This is a genomic window from Nitratireductor lacus, from assembly GCF_056431025.1.
Genome location: NZ_JBWKMB010000022.1, coordinates 47982 through 66828, shown reverse-complemented (window position 1 = coordinate 66828; position 18847 = coordinate 47982). Strand labels below are relative to the sequence as shown.

The following is an 18847-nucleotide window of genomic DNA, read 5'->3' as shown; positions in this document are numbered from 1 at the left end:
AACTTCGACTTCTTCATGGAATTCTCCTTCTCCCATGGCAGGGATCATAATTGGAAAATTCCAGTTCAGAACGGTCCGAAATCCGGGTGGCACGTCATGGTGCATGTGCTCCCCAACTGTATTGCACCGCTCATCGTGCTGACCACGATGATGTTTGGCTGGGTGCTGCTGGCCGAAAGCGCCCTGAGTTTCCTTGGCCTTGGCGTGCCGCCACCCGAACCAAGCTGGGGCAATATTCTCGCGGAAGCAAAGGCGCATCTGATGCGCTACCCGATGCTGGGGCTTTTGCCTGGGCTCTGCATCTCGGTTGCGCTCCTTGGCGTGAATTTCCTCGGCGACGCCCTGCGCGACGAGCTGGATCCGAAGTCCACCACCTCGAAGGAGGTTATCTGACATGACAGGAAGCACAGAACACACGCCCGTACTTTCAGTCGATGATCTGGAAATCTCCTTCGGTGCGCGGCCGGTGGTCAAGGGCGTAAGCTTTCAAATGGCTCCCGGAGAGATCATGGCGCTGGTCGGCGAGAGCGGCAGCGGCAAGAGCATGCTCGGGCGGGCGATCATGGGGCTTTTGCCTGGCGGGGGAGCGGTCACCCGCGGGCGCATTCTGTTCCAGAACCAGGAGGTGACGTCTTGCGGATCGCAGGAAGAGCTGCGGCTGATGCGTGGCAGGAAGGTCGGGCTGATTTTTCAGGAGCCCCTCTCCTCGCTCAATCCGAGCATGCGGATCGGTGAGCAGATGTATGAGGCGATGCGAGAGCATACGGACCTGACCGAGGCGCAAATCCGCGAACGCGCACTGGAGATGCTGCGGCAGGTGAAACTGCGGAACCCGGAGGGACTTCTGAAGCGCTATCCGCACGAGTTCTCCGGCGGCATGCGGCAGCGGATCATGATCGCCTCGGTGATGATGCTGAAACCGGCGCTGCTGATCGCCGATGAGCCGACCACGGCGCTTGATGCCGTCGTGCAGAAGGAGGTTCTCGACATCATGGCCGAGGTTGCCCGCGCCAATGGCACGGCGGTCATACTGATCTCGCACGATCTGGCGGTCGTGGCGGCCTATGCCGCCCGGATCGCGGTCATGGAAAAGGGCATCCTCGTTGAGGCGGGCACCACGCAATCCGTGCTTGCGCGCCCTGAACACGACTATACCCGCAGACTTCTTGCCGCCACGCAGCTTGGGGAGCCCAGTCCGGTCAAAGGTGAGGAAGGCCCTCCCCTGCTTGCCGTCGAGGGGCTGCGGGTGGAGTTCCGGGAAAAGCGCTTCTTCGGCCTTATGGCAGACACGACGACCCATGCGGTGCGCGACGTGTCCCTGACGGTGCAACCCGGCGAGTTCGTGGGGCTCGTGGGCGAGAGCGGCAGCGGGAAAAGCACCATAGGCCGCGCGGTCGGCAAGCTGGTCTCCAAGGCCGGGGGCCGGATTGTCTTTGACGGGCAGGACATGGATGACTGCCCGCCGGCGCTGGAGCGCCGGCTTCGCCGCCGCATCCGCTTCGTGTTTCAGGACCCCTATTCCTCCCTCAATCCGCGCATGCGGATCGGGCGCATCGTGCGCGAGGGCCTGCGGCAGGACAAAGCCATGTCCGAGACGGCGAAACGCGCAAAAGCCGAGGAGATGCTGGAGGCGGTGGGGCTGCCGCGTGAGATGGCGCAGCGCTTTCCGCACGCGCTTTCGGGCGGCCAACGCCAGCGTGTCGCCATCGCCCGGGCCCTTATCAGCAAGCCTGACCTCGTCATCGCGGACGAACCCGTCTCGGCGCTCGACGTCACGATCCAGGCGCAGATACTGGCGCTCTTCAAACAGTTGCAGAGCGAGTTCGGCTTCGCCTGCCTCTTCATCAGCCACGACCTCCATATCGTCGAACAGCTTTGCGCGCGCCTCTACGTGCTCAACAAGGGGCGCATCATGGAACAGGCCGAAACCGGTGCGCTCTTCGATCTGCCGCGCCATCCTTACACACGGCAATTGCTGTCGGCTTCACCACGGCTGGAACGGGCGCAGGACGGGGTGCGGCTGGCATCAAGCGACGGCGTTTGCGATGCCACTATGGACAAGCTCCCCTACTACGACGCGGCCGGCGCTGAGGCCCCTTATCACCTCACCGAAGCAGCCCCCGGCCATTACGTTGCACTGCGCGGTGCAGTGGCCCAGAAGGAATGGCAATGACAGGGAAAATCCAGCGACCCTATGTACCGCCTCTCTATCGCGCGGGTGACGCGGAGACACGCGACCTTGTGCGGGCCTATCCGCTCGCAACGATCATGACCTCCCGCCGTGGCACGATGGAAGCAACACAAACGCCGCTTTTCTTCGAAAGCGACGCAGACGATTGCAGCACCGTTATCGGCCATATCGCGCGGATCAACCCGCAGGCCGAAGACGTCATGGTACCGGGGCCGATGCTGGCGGTGTTCAACGGCCCGTCAGCCTATGTGTCGCCGGAGTGGTATGTGGAAGACGAGGACGTGCCGACCTGGATCTATCAGGCGGTGCATCTGCGCGGGGAAATAGAGCCGGTGGGCGGTGCGGATATGCGTGCTCTGATGGAAGATATCGTTCGCCTCTCCGAGCGCCGCATCGGCGGCACTTGGCGGCTCGACAGGATTTCTGAAGCGGACATCGCCCGCATGATGCCGAGAATCGTGGGCTTCCGCGTTCACATTGAAGCGCTGACCGGAATTTCAAAAATGGAGCAGACACGGTCGGTCAGGAACCGCAAAGGTGTGGCCGGAGCACTGGAGCGTGGCCGGGAAATCGGGCGCGACGTTCTGGCTGGATTGCTGTCCAAATCCGTCTGAAGGCCTCATGGCCACCGGCTTCATTGTGAAGCCGTGGTTCTCTCTGCCACTCGTGCAGCATGCGCCGAGCCCGGGGGGATCCCCGGTCATATTTCACCTGTTCCGTGCCTGTGGGCCGTAGCCAGCCTATGAAGTGACCCTGTCGCCTTCACCGTCAAAGAGATGAAGATGCCCGGGCGGAAAAGAGACCTTTACCGCCGGCCCCGCGTTCAAATGCGTGCGGTCGACAGTGAATACCTTGAATGGCAATCCATGATGCATGAGATGCAGGATCGTGCCGAAACCGGTCGGCTCGATCAGTTCCACGCCGGCATCCACCCCTGTTCCGTCTGCATCGGAAAGTTCCACGTGCTCGGGGCGAATTCCCACCGTAACCGGCTCATCGGCCGCAAGCGCATATTTCTGCGCGAGCGCGATCAGCGTGCCATCCCCCAGGCGCACCGACGCTCCGTTCTCGCCCGGAACATAATGCGCGGATAGAAAATTCATCCCCGGCGAACCGATGAACCCGGCCACGAAGAGGTTTGCGGGCCGGTCATAAAGGTCGAGCGGGCTGCCCACCTGCTGCACCACCCCGCCATGCATGGCGACGATGCGGTCGGCCAGCGTCATGGCCTCGATCTGGTCGTGGGTGACATAGATGGACGTTGCGCCAAGGTCGCCATGCAGTTTCTTGATCTCCGCGCGCATCTGTTCGCGCAGCCGCGCATCGAGATTGGACAGGGGCTCGTCGAACAGAAACGCCTTGGGCTGGCGAACGATCGCCCGTCCCATGGCGACACGCTGACGCTGACCGCCCGAAAGCGCTTTGGGCCGCCGCTCCAGCAGCGGGTCGAGCCCCAGTTTCGACGCCGCTGCCGACACGGCAGACTGGATGCGCTCGCGCGGCGTTTTGCGTAGCCGTAGGCTATAGCTCATGTTTTCCGCCACGCTCATGTGCGGATAGAGCGCATAGGACTGGAACACCATGGCAATGTCGCGATCCTTGGGCGCCAGGTCGTTGACCCGCTTGCCCGCGATCGCGATATCGCCGCCGGTGACCTCCTCCAGCCCGGCAATCATGCGCAGCAGCGTGGATTTTCCGCATCCCGAAGGTCCAACGAGAACGATGAACTCACCATCGCTGATGTTCAGGTCGACGCCATGCAGAACCTGCACGGCGCCATAGGACTTGCGGATATCCTGAATGTCGATGGAAGCCATGACGTTTCCTTTTCAACCTTTGACCGCGCCGGCGGTGAGCCCCTGCACCAGATACCGCTGGATGAGGAAGAAGAAGACGCAGGCCGGGATGAGCGCCAGCACGCCCGCGGCCATCATCTGCCCGAAATCGACCGAGAACTTCGACACGAACGAAAGAAGCCCGACAGGGAACGTCGCCGCATCATTGCCGGAGATCAGCATCAGCGCGAACAGAAGCTCGCTCCAGGCGGCGGTGAAGACGAAGCCGATGGTCGCAGCGATGCCCGGCAGTGTCAGCGGCAGAATGATCTGCCGGAATGCCGTGAACTGTGTTGCCCCGTCGATCTTGGCAGCCTCCTCCAGATCTTTCGGGATCCCGTCGAAAAAGGACTGCATGAGAAAGGTGGCAAAGGGCACGTTGAAGGCCGAATAGACGATCACCAGTCCGGTCAGACTGTTGGTCAGACCCAGCGGCGAGAGCATCTTGAAGATCGGTGCCACGAGCATCACCAGCGGAAACATCTGTGTGAGCAGCATCAGGGCGACGATCCAGTATTTTGCCCTGAAGGCGAAGCGCGAGAGCGCATAGCCGGAAAGCGAGGCGAGGATCGTCACCACGATTGCGGTGGAGCCGGCCACGATCAGGCTGTTGCGGAAGAAGATCGGGAAATCACTGTGCGCGACGACGAAGCGGAAATGATCGAAGCTGACCCGGGAGGGCCACATGCGCACGCCTTCCGAATAGAGAAGGTCGTTGGGCGTCAGCGACACTTTCAGGAGCCAGAACAGCGGAAAGAGCGCAAAGACGATATAGGCCAGAATGGCAAGCCGGTGCGCGATGGTGAGAACCATGGATTTTGCCGTCATGCCGTCAGTCCTTGTTCAACATGGTCTGCCGCAGCAGCACGATCAGCATCGAATAGACGAGCAGCAGCACCAGAAGCACCATCGAGATCGCCGAGGCATAGCCGAAGTCGAGGCGCTTGAAGGCCTGTGTGAAGATGTAGCTCGCCACGATCTGCGTGCGGTCGGCCGGTCCGCCATTGGTCATGACAATGATCAGATCGGCGAAATTGGATATCCAGACCGTCCTCAGAAGCACGGTGATGGCAATCGTCGGCGCGAGGAAAGGCAGCGTGATCGAGCGGAAACGCTGGAAAGGCCCCGCCCCGTCAATGGCCGCTGCTTCATAAAGGTCGCGCGGAATTGCCTGAAGCGCAGCAAGCAGCGTAATCGCAAAAAACGGGATGCCCCACCAGACGTTGGCGACGATGGGCCCCCACATGGCCAGCTGCGGATTGGAGAGAATGTTGCCCGGCTCATCCAGAAGCCCGAGCGCAAAGAGCCAGTGCGGCAGCGGCCCGATCACGGGATTGAAGAGCCAGGCCCAGTTGAGGCCGGTCAGGAAGGTGGGCACCGCCCAGGGCAGGAACACCAGCGCCTGCGCGATACCCCGGCCACGAAACGGCTTGTCCAGAAGCAGCGCCAGGATCAGGCCGAAAAAGAACTGCAGAAAGACCGACGCGCCGGTCCACCACAGCGTGTTGCGCAGGGCACGGTAGAACGCCTGATCCTGCGAAAGCGCGCGGAAATGATCGAGACCGATGAAGCCGCCTGAAAACGGGTTGAGAATCTGTACGTCGCGAAACGCATAGGATAGGCCCAGCGCCAGCGGCACCAGCATCACAGTGGCGATCAAAACAAGCGACGGGGCGCTGTAGAGATAGGGCTCGCAGGCGCCCGCAAGCCGCTGCAGGAGGGGGCGCTTCGGCTGAATTCTCATATCCGTCGAACTGGTGTCGGTCATCGGCAGGTTCCGGCTGAACGGGTCGCGGTCACACCCTCGCGCCGGGGCGCGAGGGTGCCGGTGAAGACGACCGGGAATGGGGAGAATTCATCCCCGGCCGCAGGTCCACCGCAGGAGCTATTGCTTGGCGAGAAACTTCTGCTGCGCCTTGGTCAGATAGTCCGCCCACTGGTCGGCGAGCTGTTCCGGCGTGATATCGCCGAGCAACGCTTCCTGAGTGGTCTTGATCGCCAGCGAATCCTTGAAGAAGGCGAATTCTTCAAGATAGGTCGGCATGGAGATCGGAATCGCATCCGGGTCTTCCAGCTGCTCGAACCAGCCCTTGAACTGCGCACTCGCATAGAAGGGGTCCTTCTCCGCCGAAGTGTGCACGGGAAGCGCGCCGGTGCGCTTGTTCCACTCATTGTTGCCTTCCGGCCCTTCCAGCGCGGAGATGAGTTTCCAGGCGAGGTCCTTGTTCTCACTCGCCGCCATCATCGACCAGCCGGCATAGCCGATGGTCGGAAAGGTCTTGCCAGATGGTCCCTTCGGCATGGTCGTCACGCCGAAATCGTCCGCGCTCATGCGCTCCGAGATCGCGATGAGCGCATCCGGGTCCTGGTCAAGGAAAGCGCAGGTGCCGGAGTAGAAGCCGGCGACGATCTCGTTAAAGCCCCAGTTGACGCTGTCCTTGGGCGCAAGACCGTCCTTGTAGATGTCGATCAGCCAGGTGAACCCGTCGACCCAGCCCTCGCTGTTGGCGGTGGATGTGCCATCTTCGTTGAAGAAAACATCCGAGCCGGCCATGATCGCCCCGAACATCATCCAGCCGTTCAGACCGCCTGAACCACCGCGCAGGCAATACCCATATTTGCCCGGCAGTTCAGAAATCTTTTCCGAAGCCGTACGGAACTCGGCCATGGTCTTCGGCGGTTCGGCAACACCTGCCTCTTCGAGCAGCTTCTTGTTGTAGAACATGGCCCGCAGATAAAAGCCGTAGGGCAGCATATATGCCGTGTCGTCGATATCGCGGCCGAGTTCGAGCGCCCGCGAAGACAGGCTCTCCGTGTGCTCCCAGTTTTCCAGATAGGGCTCGAGGCTTTCCAGCATGCCGTTGTTGGCGTAAAGCGAGAGCCAGGTGTCGGGCATCTCCATCACGTCGGGAATTTCACCCGCCGAAACCATGGTGGCGAACTTCTGGAACGCCTCGCCCCATGGCAGCGATATGATTTCGACCTTCGTGCCCGGATTGGCCTCTTCGAACTTGCCGACAATGGATTTCAGCGTCTCGGTGCGCGCCGGACTGGTGATGACCTCCACCAGCTTCAGCGTCGTGTCGGCCAGGGCGGTTCCCGTCATCAGTGTGGCGAAACTGGCCGCCAGCAGTAACTTTTTCATCGGATTCCCCTTTTCTTGTTTCATTGCTCTCTCCCATTGAGCACACGGCCGATGCCTCCACATTCGGCCGATGCCCCACTCTGCTTCATGATCCGGAAGCCGCGTTGATCGCTCCTTCCAGATCGCGCCAAAGAGCCTCGGTTCCCTCAAGGCCCACATGCAGCCGCACCGATCGCGGATCGATGCCAAACGCTCTTGCCGAATTGGGCTGTGCCTTCTGCTGCAGGACAATCTCCGCCGGCACCACAAGGCTCTCATGCCCCCCCCAGCTCACGCCGAGCTTGAAGAGCCGAAGCCCGTCGGCGAAAGCACGGATGTCGATCCCTTCGCGGAAGGTGAAGGAAAACAGCCCCGATGTTCCCTTCAGACCCGGCGGCAGCGCATTGGCCAGTCCCGGGTGGCACACGGTCTTCACGACCGGGCTTGCCGCAAGCCGCCGCGCGATCTCCAGCCCTGCTTCCTCGTGCGCCCGCATGCGCGTCGGGAGCGTGCGCATGCCGCGGATGAGCAGCCACGCATCGAATGGCGAAAGCTTTCCACCGAGATAGGCATAGGTTTCACCGCGAATGCGCTCGATCATCGCTCTGGAGCCGGCAACCACACCCGCCACCACATCGCTGTGTCCGCCCAGATATTTGGAGGCGGAGTGAACCACGAGGTCCACGCCCAGAGTGAGCGGCTGCTGGAAAACGGGGCTCGACCAGCTGTTGTCGATCACGCTCACCACGCCCTGCGCCCTGGCCAGCGCCGCGAGCGCTTTCACATCATGCGTTTCCATGACCCAGCTTGTCGGGCTTTCCATATAGAAAAGGCGCGCGCCCGGCAGGGCCTTCGCCACCGCCGTCTCGTCACGACCGTCCACATAGGTCACCTCGACGCGCATGCGTTCAAGCAGCGTGCCGAACAGCCGAAACGTATCGGGATAGAGATGGCGCACGGCAACGATGCGGTCGCCTGGCTTCACGAAGCTCAAAACCGTGGAGGAGATGGCCGCCATGCCGCTTGCAAACCCGATGGCGTCCTCGCCACCCTCGAGCTTCGCCAGCATCTCCTCGAACATGCGAACGGTCGGATTGAGCCCACGGGTATAAACAGGTCGCACCTTCTCGCCGCGATAGGTCTGGAGCATCTCGTCATAGCTGGAGAAGGTGAAGAGCGAGGTTTGCACGATGGGAGGCACGACGGCATCGAAGGCATTCGCCTCGTCATGCGCGACGATCAGCGAAGCCATGTCATCGGGGTGCAAACTGGCGCTCATCTGGACATTTCCCTGATATCTTCCTCGACCACTTCGAGGATCCGTAGTGTTTTCTCGCGCGCCATGGCGGTGTCCTGGTCGACAATCGCGTCGAACAGCTCGCGGTGGAATGGAAACGAGCGCCGTGCGAAATCCTCGCGGTCGAACGGGTGATCCCAGAACCGCTCGAAGGCCTCGCGCATCTGTTCCAGAAGCTGGCGGAAGAGCGGGTTATGGGTCGCATCGTAGATGGCAAGGTGAAACGCCAGATCTTCCGGCCCGGACGTGCCTTCTGCCAGATGCACGCGCTCCATCTCGTCGAGCTTTTCCTCGATATTGGCGAGATCGGCTGCGGTGCGCCGGCGTGCGGCCACCACGCTGGCCTCGGCCTCGATGCCGCGTCGCACTTCGAGCGTCTGCAACAGGGCGTCGCGCTGGCGCGCGGTGTTCAGAGAAAGCGGCATGTGAACGGTGCCGGCCGCCACCGGCTTCAGGAGATAGCTCCCGCTTCCCCGCCGTGTCTCGATCACGCCGAGCGCCTCGAAGCGCCTGATGACCTCGCGGATCGTCGACCGCCCGACCCCCAGCGCAGACATGAGCTCCCGCTCCGCCGGGAGACGGTCTCCGACCTTCAGTTCGGCCCGCTCGATATAGGCGGCAACCGCATCGGTGACCTGGCGGACCCGGTCCTGCGCCGGCAATGCTGTTATGATCGAGGTGTCTCTGATGCCTGCCATGTCACCATCCAAATTGGTCTGACATCATAGCAATAGGATCACGATTGTAAATCCGTTCTCGTCCGCTCCCTTCACGGGTTCGTCGGAGCCGCGCGCAAATTCCGCACACGATGGCGGAGGCGCCAGACAAGATCACAGCCAGAAATTCTGACGCGATCCAGATATCGCAACCAATTGAAAGAAAAGGATTTCTAGAATATCTGGGAGATCACGGCGAGAGCTTTACAGGTCGCCTCGGGTCCGCTCTCCTGCCAGCCGGCGAGCGGGTTTATAAGTGCGTGGGTGGGAAGTTGTGCATATTTTTTCCGGTGTCGAGGCGACGTCGCGGGGCCGGCCGAGCAGGAACCACAGCAGTTCCTGCTACGCGTCGGAAAGAACGCCTGGCCGTTCTCCCTGACGGGCGCAGAGAGCCAACCCCGAACTGGACGCGGCTGTCTTAGGGTCAGGACCCTAATCCCGGCTTGGCACGCTCCGGATGTCAGCCTGTCCAAAAGCGTCAAACATCCAGAACCGGAACCTGCACCTGCGCGAGCTTTTTCTCGATGCTCAAATCCACAGTGTCTCCCACAGACCGGGCCATCTGCTGAGCGATGCCATGAAACGCTATCAAATCTGGATCGAACCGGGTGTTCTCGAAACGAATACCTTCCACCTGCTTCTCCTCCGAACTGCGGTTTCCGCCTGTGTCGGATGCACTTCTTCTAAGAAATGTCTGCCCGGATAAATGTCGCGTTGCCGAAGTGCTCCTTCACTTCGGCCCAAACGTCAGGCCTCACCCTTCAGCAGGTGGTCTGCCACGAGTTGCGCCACCTGCCTGAACGGCAGAACACCGGCGCTCCCCCGCCACGGCCTCGGATTGCCGGCGAGAAGCAGCGGAACCCGCTCGCGCGTGTGGTCCGTGCCTGTCCAGGTCGGGTCGTTGCCGTGATCGGCGGTCAGCATGAGCAGATCGCGGGGGCGCAGTTTTGGCAGAAGCCCGGCCAGGCGGCGATCAAACCACTCCAGCGCCCGCGCATATCCCGCCACATCGCGGCGATGACCGTAATGGCTGTCGAACTCGACGAAATTGGCAAAGACGAGATCGCCATCGGCTGCGTTCTCGACGGTCTCCAGAAGCCGGTCGAACAGCGCATCGTCGCTCGGCCCCTTCAGCACGCGGGAAATGCCCTTGCCGGCAAAGATGTCGCCGATCTTGCCCACGGCATGCACGGTGCGGCCGGCGGCCACCACACGGTCGCAGATTGTTTCTCCGGGTGGTGCGATGGCGAAATCGCGCCGGTTGGCGGTGCGGGTAAAGCCGCTTTCCGCATCCCCCACGAAAGGCCGGGCGATGATGCGCCCGACATTCATGGGATGGAAGATTTCGGCCGCTGCCTCACAGAGTTGCAGAAGCCGTTCGAGACCAAATGTCTCCTCATGCGCGGCGATCTGCACCACGCTGTCCGCCGAGGTGTAGACGATCGGCGCGCCGGTCTTCACGTGCTCCGCCCCAAAACGCTCCAGCACGTCCGAACCCGAGCCATGCGCATTGAAGAGCGTGCGCTCCAGCCCGCCCGCCTCACGAAGGCGCGCCATCGCCTCTTCCGGAAAGGCTGGAACTTCGTGCGGGAAATAGTGCCAGTCCCGGGCGAGCGGCAGGCCCGCCAGTTCCCAGTGTCCGGTCTGGGTGTCCTTGCCCGCACTTTCTTCCTGAAGTGCTGCCCACGAAGCATCGGCCTCGGGCTCGGAAAGCCCCGGCGCAGACTGGCCGCAGGCCAGTTCGAGCGCGGCCCCAAGGCCAAGCGCGGAAAGACTGGGCAGATGAAGCGGGCCGGAACGTCCTTCCTCAGCCCGGCCTGCGGCGCAGGCTTCGGCGATGTGCAGAACCGTGTTGGAACCGGCATCGCCGAACCGTTCGGCATCCGGTGCGCCGCCTATGCCCACCGAATCCAGAACGCACAGGAAGACACGACCGTTCACAGTCATCCGCTACCCTTCCGCGAAGTGCGCGTCCATGCGACGCCGCAACGCTTCAATCAGTTCATAAAAGCTCCAGCCCATGAGCAAGAGGAGCAGCACCATGCCGATCACTGTGGCCGTGTCGGCGTTCTCCTGTCCAGAGGAAAGGAGATAGCCCACGCCCTCATTGGCGCCCATCAGCCCGCCGATCAAGGCGGCTGTCATGGCAAGCGTGGTCGCCACTGTCGCACCGGCAGGAGCTGCGATCCCAGCCCGGCGCCATCGCCTCCAATGTAGATCGAGAGCAGGCCGCATGGGTTTTGCGCGGCTCACCCAAGCACCTCCGGACACTATCGCTTTCGGTGCGCGTTCGAGGGACAGCACATCGCCGGAATGGGCAATGCGCCGTGCCCTTTTGGACAGCGACTCTCAGGCTGGCGGATACAGGAGACGACCCCGCATCCGCCTGCCTCGCGAGGCCGTGTGCCTGGATCAGCAGTGGCCGATCATCCACTTCTTGCGCGGAGAAGGCGGGCCCTTTTTGCCGATATTGCACAGCGAGCAGCCGCAGCCGGCCAGATGCTCCTTCTTGACCACGCGCGGCTCACTGCCGCTCTTTTCCGAGCGCGCCAGCGCGCGCCGGAGTGTGCCGTTCATCAGGCTGAGGCTCGGTGCGGCCACGTCGCGGTTGCTCGGCGTCTGGCAGCTCGGGCAGGCGCATGCATTGCCTGCATCGGCCATGGACGTCCACTCGTCGAAAGGTCCGCAATCTTCGCAAACGTAATTGTAAAGCGGCATGTTGGTCTCCGAAAATTCTGTCTCGCATGGTGCGGCGGCCTGACGCCGCCGCACGAAAAAGCTCAGAGCATTCCCTGAAGCAGCAGGAACCCCGGCAGCCAGCCGGTGACGATGCCCGTGAGGAGCGTGACGACCGCAGTGGCCTGCAGGATCGGACGCTTCAAGGCAAGCAGCAGGAAATACATGAACCAGAGCACCGCCCAGATGGCCCAGTTGAGGCCGAGCCAGGTGTCGGTGAAGGTCTGCGCGCCGGCTAGCCCTTCAATCGCGATGGGCACGACGGTGATCGCCACGAACAGGCTGAACCAGCCGAGCCCGCGGCCATCGACCGCGACCACGCGGTTGTAGGCGACCCAGAGATAGGTGGTGGTGAACAGCAGCGTCAGCGCCGCAGACTTGATCGACGCAGCATCCGCCGCAGCGCCGAATGCCGAAGCCAGCGCGACGCAGAGCGTGACGAAGCCGGACACGACATTGATGACGACAATCTCCCTGTCGTCGATCTTTCCCATCAGCCACAGCCCGTTGAGAAACAGGACGGCGCCGACGTAAAGCAAGGCAAACCCGAGCAGCATGGCAGCTCTTCCTCCCGAAAGGCGGGTTCAGCCGGGTCCCACCCCGGCTGTCCCGTTTGTTTCATTGAATATGCCCGTTCAGGCGTCAGCTTGTTCGCGCGACATCCACGCCGGAGACCTGTTTGGTCGGCCCGGTCGAATTTGGATTGATGTCGAAATCGAAGATCGCTGTCGGAATGGCGAGCGTGGCGCACACATTCGGTATGTCCACGATGCCGGCTATTCGGCCCTCCACCGGCGCTGTGCCGAGGATACTGTAGGCCTGCTCGCCCGTGTAACCGAACTTCTTCAGATACTCGATCGCGTTGAGACAGGCCCGGCGATAGGCCACATGCGCGTCCAGATAATACTGTTCGCCCGTGTGCTCATCGACCGAGATGCCTTCGAAGATCAGGTAATCGTCGAAATGCGGATCGATCGGGCTCGGCTTGAAGATCGGGTTGACGACACCGTATTTCGCCATGCCGCCCTTGATGACATCGACGCTGATGTCGATCCAGCCGGCCATTTCGATGGCGCCGCAGAAGGTGATTTCGCCATCGCCCTGCGAGAAGTGGATGTCGCCCATCGAGAGACCGCCACCCTTCACATAGACAGGGAAATAGACCTTCGAGCCGCGCGACAGGTTCTTGATGTCGCAATTGCCGCCATGTTCGCGCGGCGGCACGGTGCGCCATGCTTCGGCAGCCGCCTTGCGCGCTGCATCACCCGACATCTGGCCCATGAGCGCCGTGTCGGAATAAGGCAGTGCTGCGAGCGGCGGCACCCGGTTCGGATCGGTCGAAACCAGCTCTTCCTCACGGCGGTTCGCTTCGGCCAGAAGCGCATGATCGGGCAGACAGCCGATCAGGCCCGGGTGAATGATGCCCGGATAGCGCACGCCCGGAATGTGGCGCGAGGTCGTGTAGATGCCCTGGAAGTCCCAGCACGACTTGGTTGCGTTCGGATAGTGCTCCGTCAGGAAGCCGCCGCCATTTTCCTTGGCGAACAGGCCGTTGAAGCCCCATTCGGATTCAGGCATTGCGCCGATATCGAGAATGTCGACGACCAGCAGATCTCCTGGCTCTGCGCCCTCGAAACCGAATGGACCGCTCAGATAGTGAACGCGGGTCAGGTCGACATCGCGCACGTCGTTGGCGCTGTCATTGTTGCCGATCTGACCACCGGTCCAGTCGTAGCACTCGACGCGGAACACTTCACCGCGCTTGAAGGTCTCAACCATCGGAATGTCGGGATGCCAGCGATTGTGCGTCTTGATCGCCTGATCCTCGGGTGCCTTGTTGAGATCGACTGAAAACACTGTTTTAGGCATAGGTCTCCTCCTCTTGAACGGCCAGTCGGAGGTTCCAGTGTCGAGCCCCCCGTCATTTTTGCGCCCGCCCGCAAGATGCGACCGGACGAAACCGTGCCGGAGAAGATTAGGTCTGGACTGTAAGCCGATTGGCTCTGGAGAACGCCCGCTTTGTAATTTTTTGTAACCGGCCGGGGACATTCCTGAGAATTCGTTTGCGCTTGAACAGCCGGAAATAAGCACGCCATTTCAGTCATTTGCCATCGGCGCATCCAGAGCCGCCAGCGTCGTGCCCGCCCCGGTTACCTTTGGCCGGATACAAAAGGCGCATTTTCCAAAAGACCGGAGCAAACTCCCTTCTCGACCGATGCAACCGTTTGCGACTATCGTATGAGCCATGGGGATCACGGACGAAAAACATCGCGTACTTGTTGTCGATGATGATCAGCGTCTTCGGCGCTTTCTTCAGCGTTTCCTCACGAGCGAAGGCTATGCCGTGACCAGCGCCGAGGATGGGCGCTCCATGCGCCGCGCAATGGCGGATGAAGACTTCGATCTCGTCATTCTCGATCTGACCTTCCCGGTCGGCGAAGACGGTGTTTCGCTGGCGCGCAGTCTGCGCGCCCAGCACGACCTGCCGCTGATCATGCTTTCAGGCAAGAACAACACGATCGACAAGGTGGTCTGCCTGGAGCTGGGGGCGGACGATTACGTGACCAAGCCGTTCGAACCGCGCGAGCTTCTGGCCCGCATCCGCACCGTCATGCGCCGCTTTGCCAAGCGCATCAGCATGCCGGAACCGCAGGAGAAAAGCCGCTCGCCGATCATGTGCTTTGCTGGCTGGCAACTTGATCCCGCACGGCACCAGCTTTCCTCGCCCCGGGGAGAATCGGTGCGTCTGACGAGCCAGGAATTCCAGCTTCTGGCGGCGCTGGTGGAGCGGCGCGGGCGCGTTCTTTCGCGCGAGCAGATCCTCGACATCGTCGCCAACCGCAACTGGAACCCCTATGACCGCAGCATCGACGTGATGATCGGCAAGATCCGCCGCAAGCTGCGCGACAATGCCCGCGACACCCAGTTCATCAAGACCATTCGCGGTGTCGGTTACATGTTCGCGCCTCAGTCCGAGGAATAGTGCGCCGGCAAATACAGATTGACACTGGTGCCCTTGCCGGGCGTGCTGAGAATGCCGAGCCGGCCACCAGCCTGCCGCACGAAACCATCCACCATCGACAGGCCAAGACCGCTGCCCTGCCCCGGCGGCTTGGTGGTGAACATGGGCTGGAGCGCGCGGCGACGCACCGCCACCGGCATGCCATGACCGGTATCGCGCACCGAGAGAAGCACATAGCGCCCCGGTAACAGCCCCGAAGCGACGCGCGCATCCTCCGGGCGGACGATCACATTCGACGCATCGAAATGCAGGCTGCCGCCACCCGGCATCGCATCGCGCGCATTGAGCGCCAGATTGACGAGGCTCGGCTCGAGTTGCCCTGCGGGAATGAGCACGCTGTTCAACCCGTCTGCGACATTGAGCGTGACGGACACCGTGTCCCCCAGCGTACGCCCCAGAACCCGCATCAGCGGCGGAAGCGCCTCGCCAAGCTCGACCACCGCAATGTCTTTCGCGCGCTGGCGGCCAAAGCGCAGCAGGCGGTCGGTGAGTTCGGAACCGGACCTGGTGGCCTCGAGCGCATCGGTGACCAGTTCGGCCAGTTCCGGCTGATCGGCCAGCCGTTCCTCCAGCCAGCGCAGATTGCTCAGGAGAACGGCGAGGATGTTGTTGAAGTCATGCGCGATGCCACTGGTGAGCTGGCCCATCGCCTCCATGCGCTGCTTCTGCCCCAGCCGCTCGGCGGCCAGCCGCTTTTCTTCCAGAAGCCGAATGCGCTCGAAGCAGCGGGCGAGCGTGGCGAGCAGGTCTTCGCTGTGAAACGGCTTGCAGAGGTAGTCATAGGCGCCGGCCTGCAGCGCCTCGACGGCCGTGTCGATGGAAGCGTAGGCGGTGACCATCACGCACACCACGTCCGGCTCGCGCTGGCGGATCTGGCGCACCAGATCGACGCCATTGCCGGTGCCGAGCCGCACATCGACCAGAGCGACCGCAATCCGCGCGTCTTCGAGGAAAGCGAGTGCTGCCTGCGGATCGTGGGCAACCACGATCCTGTAGCCTTCGAGTTTCAGGAGGCCCGACAGGCTTGCGGCGAAATCCTCGTCATCGTCGACGATCAGGACGCAATGGTCTTCCGCCGGCGTGGTCTCGCGCAGCGGATGTTCGCCGATGACTTCTGCGGGAAGGTCGATCTCGCGATCGCTCATGGCGCATGCTCTCCCGCGCATGGCAGAACGAGCGACACGGTGGTGCCGACACCCTTCTGACTCTCAATGAGCACGTCGCCGCCATGCTGCTCCACGATACGCTTGACGAGTGGCATGCCGAGCCCAACGCCAAACGCCTTGGTGCTGAAGAGTGGCTCGAACACGCGCTCTGCCACATCCTGAGACATGCCACCGCCATTGTCGGACACCGACAGGTAGACCCGGTCGCGCAGGCGCTGCGTGGAGATGATGATCTGACTGCTCTGCTTCCCGCGCTCCTCGCAGGCCTGCGCCGCGTTCTGCAGAACATTGGAGAAGGCCTGCCGCAGACGCTCGGCATCGGCAAGCACATCGCAACCGGCATCGAGCTTGAGCGTGATGAGATGCGCGATCTCCTGATCCTCTTCGCTCAATTGCTGCTTGACCCAGCGGTCGATGGCGACGGGCGACATGACGGGCGCGTGCTTGCGCGAGAAATCCAGAAGATCCTCGATGATGCGCACGCAGCGCCAGGCATTGCGCTGCAGGCGCTGCAACTCCCCGGTGACCGGCTCATCCGCATTCTTGAGCGAGCGGCGCAGAATGTCGGCGGAGGTGACCATCGTGCCCAGCGGATTGCGCAGCTCATGGCTGACCGTGGCGGTGATCTGGCCGATTGCCGCCAGACGCTCATTGGAGGCGAGTTCCTGCTGCGCCTGCCGAAGCTTTTCAAGCGATGTCACCAGATCGCGCTCCGCAAGCTCGCGGCTTTCATGCGAAAGAACGATCCACCACGCGCCGATGGCGAGCAGCGGCAGGAGCGCCAGAAACACCCGCAGGAGAAGCGCGCCGCTTTCCACATGCGGCTGAAGCGCGGTCGGCTCGATCAAGCGGTAGGTCAGCAGAAAGACGGCAGCCGTCATCACCGCCAGCGAGAACAGAACGCCGCTCACCTTGAGCAGGCGCTGCGTCATGCGTGGCGCGATCTTGCTGCGCAGGGCGCGGCCCAGATAATGCGGCGCTTCCAGATTTGCGCCGGGAACCTTGCAGGCATCGTGGCAGTGGGAATCGAGACTGCAGCAGAGCGAGCAGATCGGGCGCTGATAAAAGGTGCAATGCACCATGTCCGGCCGCTCATATTCCAGCTCGCAGATTTCGCAGCGGACCACCGGCTTGTCCGGCTCGGCAAGCGGCACGCGCGGACGGGCGAGATAATAGCGGCCGCGTGTCGCCACGCCGATAAGCACCGCGCTTGAGAGCGCGGTGAAGAAGGCGATGGGGGCGGCATAGGCTTCCGCCAGATCGCCGAAACTGCCCATGAAGCAGATGATCGCGAACAGCGAGGCAAACGCCATCGACCCGCAGCCCACCGGATTGAAATCGTAGAGATAGGCGCGCTTGAACTCGGTGAAGGGCGGGCTGACGCCCATCGGCTTCAAGATGGCGAGATCGGCGAAGATGGAGCCGATCCAGGCGGCGGCGATGACCGAATAGACCGCCAGCACCAGCTCAAGCGTCTGGAAGATGCCGAGCAGCATCAGAAGCAGCGAGATCAGGATGTTGAAGATCAGCCAGACCACGCGGCCGGGGTGATAATGGGTGACGCGGGAGAAGAAATTGGACCAGGCGAGCGAACCCGCATAGGCGTTCGTCACATTGATCTTGACCTGTGAAATGAGAACGAAGATCGCCGCCAGCGCCAGCACGGTGCGCGGGTCGTCGCTCACATATTCATAGGCCTTGATATACATGTGGATCGGCTCGAGCGCCGTCGATGGCGAGAGGCCGGCAGAGACCGCAAGCACGGCCAGAAGACTGCCGCACAGGATCTTGAAACCGCCGACCACGATCCAGCCGGGACCGGCGGAGATGACCGCCGCCCACCAGCGCCAGCGGTTTTCGCGCGTCTTGTCGGGCAGGAAGCGCAGATAATCCACCTGCTCGCCGATCTGGATGGAGAGCGCGCACAGAACACCGATGGCGGAACCGAAGGCGAGCACATCGAACCCGCCATCCGGCGTTTCGCTGCCGGCGAACGCCATCCACTGATCGAGCGTTTCGGGATGGCCGACCGCGATGTAGATGAAAGGTGCAAGCAGCATTGCGATCCAGATGGGCTGGGTGACCATCTGCAACTTGCTGATCATCGTCACGCCCATGAAGGTGATCGGAATGATGACAAGCGATGAGATGATGTAGCCCAGCACCAGCGGCACATCCGCGAACAGCTTCAGCGCCTGCGCCATGATCGCGCCTTCGAGCGCGAAAAAGATGAAGGTGAAGGTCGCATAGATCAGCGACGTGATGGTGGAGCCGATATAGCCGAACCCTGCTCCGCGCGTGAGCAGATCCATGTCGATGTTGTAGCGGCTGGAATAATAGGCGATGGGCAGGTTCGTCACGAAGACGAACAGGCAGGTGATCAGAACGGCGGGAAACGCATTGGCGAACCCGTAGCTGAGCGTGATCGCCCCGCCGATTGCCTCCAGAGCCAGAAACGAGATGCCGCCGAGCGCTGTGTTGGCGATGACGAACGGAGACCAGCGCCGGAACGACCGCGCCGCATAGCGCAGCGAATAGTCCTCCAGCGTCTCATTGGCGATCCATGAATGATAGGACCGTAAGGCAGGCGATTGCGGCGTTTCCACTAACCCGCACTCCGCCCTGCACACCGCCGGTCAGGCGAAGCCTGTGCTTTACGCATCTTGTTGAGGTTCTCCCATTCTCCCCTTCTGGATGATCACACAAAGCCGGCGTCGAAACCAGCCCACGGGCCTGCTGGCGATCCGGTGGCTGCACATT

Annotated in this window: 18 protein-coding genes; 4 read left to right on the top strand and 14 right to left on the bottom strand. The window is 62.0% G+C overall.

Features of this window, described 5'->3' with window-relative positions:
• From AC07E3_RS17555 to AC07E3_RS17545, 3 genes are all read left to right on the top strand, one after another.
• Positions 1-393 (top strand): ABC transporter permease (locus AC07E3_RS17555; protein WP_478363659.1); only part of this gene is annotated, 393 nt, incomplete at its 5' end.
• Between the two features lies 1 nt (position 394).
• Complete coding sequence (locus AC07E3_RS17550; RefSeq protein ID WP_478363657.1) at positions 395-2173, top strand: dipeptide ABC transporter ATP-binding protein; 1779 nt, start codon at positions 395-397, stop codon at positions 2171-2173.
• A complete protein-coding gene (locus AC07E3_RS17545) occupies positions 2170-2805 on the top strand; it encodes an FMN-binding negative transcriptional regulator (RefSeq protein WP_478363655.1) in 636 nt (211 codons plus the stop codon). The genes AC07E3_RS17550 and AC07E3_RS17545 overlap by 4 nt, the downstream gene beginning before the upstream one ends.
• A gap of 126 nt (positions 2806-2931) precedes the next feature.
• Here the strand turns inward: AC07E3_RS17545 and AC07E3_RS17540 are convergent, their stop codons facing one another.
• From AC07E3_RS17540 to fmdA, 12 genes are all read right to left on the bottom strand, one after another.
• A complete protein-coding gene (locus tag AC07E3_RS17540) occupies positions 2932-4008 on the bottom strand; it encodes an ABC transporter ATP-binding protein (RefSeq protein ID WP_336072030.1) in 1077 nt (358 codons plus the stop codon).
• Positions 4009-4020: 12 nt separating this feature from the next.
• Positions 4021-4854 (bottom strand): carbohydrate ABC transporter permease, encoded by an 834-nt coding sequence (locus AC07E3_RS17535; protein WP_336072028.1) that lies wholly within the window; start codon positions 4852-4854, stop codon positions 4021-4023.
• A 4-nt stretch (positions 4855-4858) separates the two neighbouring features.
• Positions 4859-5794, bottom strand: coding sequence for a carbohydrate ABC transporter permease (locus AC07E3_RS17530; protein WP_336072026.1), 936 nt, complete (start codon positions 5792-5794; stop codon positions 4859-4861).
• A 117-nt stretch (positions 5795-5911) separates the two neighbouring features.
• Positions 5912-7171: an ABC transporter substrate-binding protein gene (locus AC07E3_RS17525; RefSeq protein WP_336072025.1), complete on the bottom strand. Its 1260-nt coding sequence runs from the start codon at positions 7169-7171 to the stop codon at positions 5912-5914.
• An 85-nt stretch (positions 7172-7256) separates the two neighbouring features.
• Positions 7257-8429, bottom strand: a complete 1173-nt coding sequence (locus tag AC07E3_RS17520) for a PLP-dependent transferase (RefSeq protein WP_478363651.1) — start codon at positions 8427-8429, stop codon at positions 7257-7259.
• On the bottom strand, positions 8426-9145 hold the full coding sequence (locus AC07E3_RS17515; RefSeq protein ID WP_065817419.1) for a FadR/GntR family transcriptional regulator: 720 nt from the start codon (positions 9143-9145) through the stop codon (positions 8426-8428). The genes AC07E3_RS17520 and AC07E3_RS17515 overlap by 4 nt, the downstream gene beginning before the upstream one ends.
• Before the next feature lie 496 nt (positions 9146-9641).
• Positions 9642-9797 carry a hypothetical protein gene (locus AC07E3_RS17510; RefSeq protein ID WP_336072020.1) on the bottom strand — a complete coding sequence of 52 codons (156 nt, stop codon included), beginning with the start codon at positions 9795-9797 and terminating at the stop codon, positions 9642-9644.
• A gap of 113 nt (positions 9798-9910) precedes the next feature.
• On the bottom strand, positions 9911-11110 hold the full coding sequence (locus AC07E3_RS17505; protein WP_478363648.1) for a phosphopentomutase: 1200 nt from the start codon (positions 11108-11110) through the stop codon (positions 9911-9913).
• Between the two features lie 3 nt (positions 11111-11113).
• Positions 11114-11326 carry a hypothetical protein gene (locus AC07E3_RS17500; protein ID WP_478363646.1) on the bottom strand — a complete coding sequence of 71 codons (213 nt, stop codon included), beginning with the start codon at positions 11324-11326 and terminating at the stop codon, positions 11114-11116.
• 249 nt (positions 11327-11575) lie between these two features.
• A complete protein-coding gene (locus AC07E3_RS17495; protein ID WP_336072015.1) occupies positions 11576-11881 on the bottom strand; it encodes an FmdB family zinc ribbon protein in 306 nt (101 codons plus the stop codon).
• Positions 11882-11943: 62 nt separating this feature from the next.
• On the bottom strand, positions 11944-12456 hold the full coding sequence (locus AC07E3_RS17490) for an AmiS/UreI family transporter (protein WP_336072014.1): 513 nt from the start codon (positions 12454-12456) through the stop codon (positions 11944-11946).
• Between the two features lie 85 nt (positions 12457-12541).
• Positions 12542-13768 carry a formamidase gene (gene fmdA, locus AC07E3_RS17485; RefSeq protein WP_223019540.1) on the bottom strand — a complete coding sequence of 409 codons (1227 nt, stop codon included), beginning with the start codon at positions 13766-13768 and terminating at the stop codon, positions 12542-12544.
• A 376-nt stretch (positions 13769-14144) separates the two neighbouring features.
• Between fmdA and AC07E3_RS17480 the strand changes: the two genes are divergently transcribed.
• Positions 14145-14882 carry a response regulator gene (locus AC07E3_RS17480; protein WP_478363642.1) on the top strand — a complete coding sequence of 246 codons (738 nt, stop codon included), beginning with the start codon at positions 14145-14147 and terminating at the stop codon, positions 14880-14882.
• On the opposite strand, the gene AC07E3_RS17475 is transcribed toward AC07E3_RS17480, so the two are convergent.
• Positions 14867-16066, bottom strand: coding sequence for a sensor histidine kinase (locus AC07E3_RS17475; protein ID WP_478363639.1), 1200 nt, complete (start codon positions 16064-16066; stop codon positions 14867-14869). The genes AC07E3_RS17480 and AC07E3_RS17475 overlap by 16 nt on opposite strands.
• Positions 16063-18693 carry an ATP-binding protein gene (locus tag AC07E3_RS17470; RefSeq protein WP_478363637.1) on the bottom strand — a complete coding sequence of 877 codons (2631 nt, stop codon included), beginning with the start codon at positions 18691-18693 and terminating at the stop codon, positions 16063-16065. Before AC07E3_RS17470 ends, AC07E3_RS17475 begins: the two co-directional genes overlap by 4 nt.
• Positions 18694-18847 lie beyond the last annotated feature (154 nt).

Bases quoted from the DNA above. Each gene is read 5' to 3' on its own strand.
- AC07E3_RS17550 (WP_478363657.1), top strand. From the start codon at position 395: ATGACAGGAAGCACAGAACACACGCCCGTACTTTCAGTCGATGATCTG.
- AC07E3_RS17545 (WP_478363655.1), top strand. From the start codon at position 2,170: ATGACAGGGAAAATCCAGCGACCCTATGTACCGCCTCTCTATCGCGCG.
- AC07E3_RS17540 (WP_336072030.1), bottom strand. From the start codon at position 4,008: ATGGCTTCCATCGACATTCAGGATATCCGCAAGTCCTATGGCGCCGTG.
- AC07E3_RS17535 (WP_336072028.1), bottom strand. From the start codon at position 4,854: ATGACGGCAAAATCCATGGTTCTCACCATCGCGCACCGGCTTGCCATT.
- AC07E3_RS17530 (WP_336072026.1), bottom strand. From the start codon at position 5,794: ATGACCGACACCAGTTCGACGGATATGAGAATTCAGCCGAAGCGCCCC.
- AC07E3_RS17525 (WP_336072025.1), bottom strand. From the start codon at position 7,171: ATGAAAAAGTTACTGCTGGCGGCCAGTTTCGCCACACTGATGACGGGA.
- AC07E3_RS17520 (WP_478363651.1), bottom strand. From the start codon at position 8,429: ATGAGCGCCAGTTTGCACCCCGATGACATGGCTTCGCTGATCGTCGCG.
- AC07E3_RS17515 (WP_065817419.1), bottom strand. From the start codon at position 9,145: ATGGCAGGCATCAGAGACACCTCGATCATAACAGCATTGCCGGCGCAG.
- AC07E3_RS17505 (WP_478363648.1), bottom strand. From the start codon at position 11,110: ATGACTGTGAACGGTCGTGTCTTCCTGTGCGTTCTGGATTCGGTGGGC.
- AC07E3_RS17495 (WP_336072015.1), bottom strand. From the start codon at position 11,881: ATGCCGCTTTACAATTACGTTTGCGAAGATTGCGGACCTTTCGACGAG.
- AC07E3_RS17490 (WP_336072014.1), bottom strand. From the start codon at position 12,456: ATGCTGCTCGGGTTTGCCTTGCTTTACGTCGGCGCCGTCCTGTTTCTC.
- fmdA (WP_223019540.1), bottom strand. From the start codon at position 13,768: ATGCCTAAAACAGTGTTTTCAGTCGATCTCAACAAGGCACCCGAGGAT.
- AC07E3_RS17480 (WP_478363642.1), top strand. From the start codon at position 14,145: ATGGGGATCACGGACGAAAAACATCGCGTACTTGTTGTCGATGATGAT.
- AC07E3_RS17475 (WP_478363639.1), bottom strand. From the start codon at position 16,066: ATGAGCGATCGCGAGATCGACCTTCCCGCAGAAGTCATCGGCGAACAT.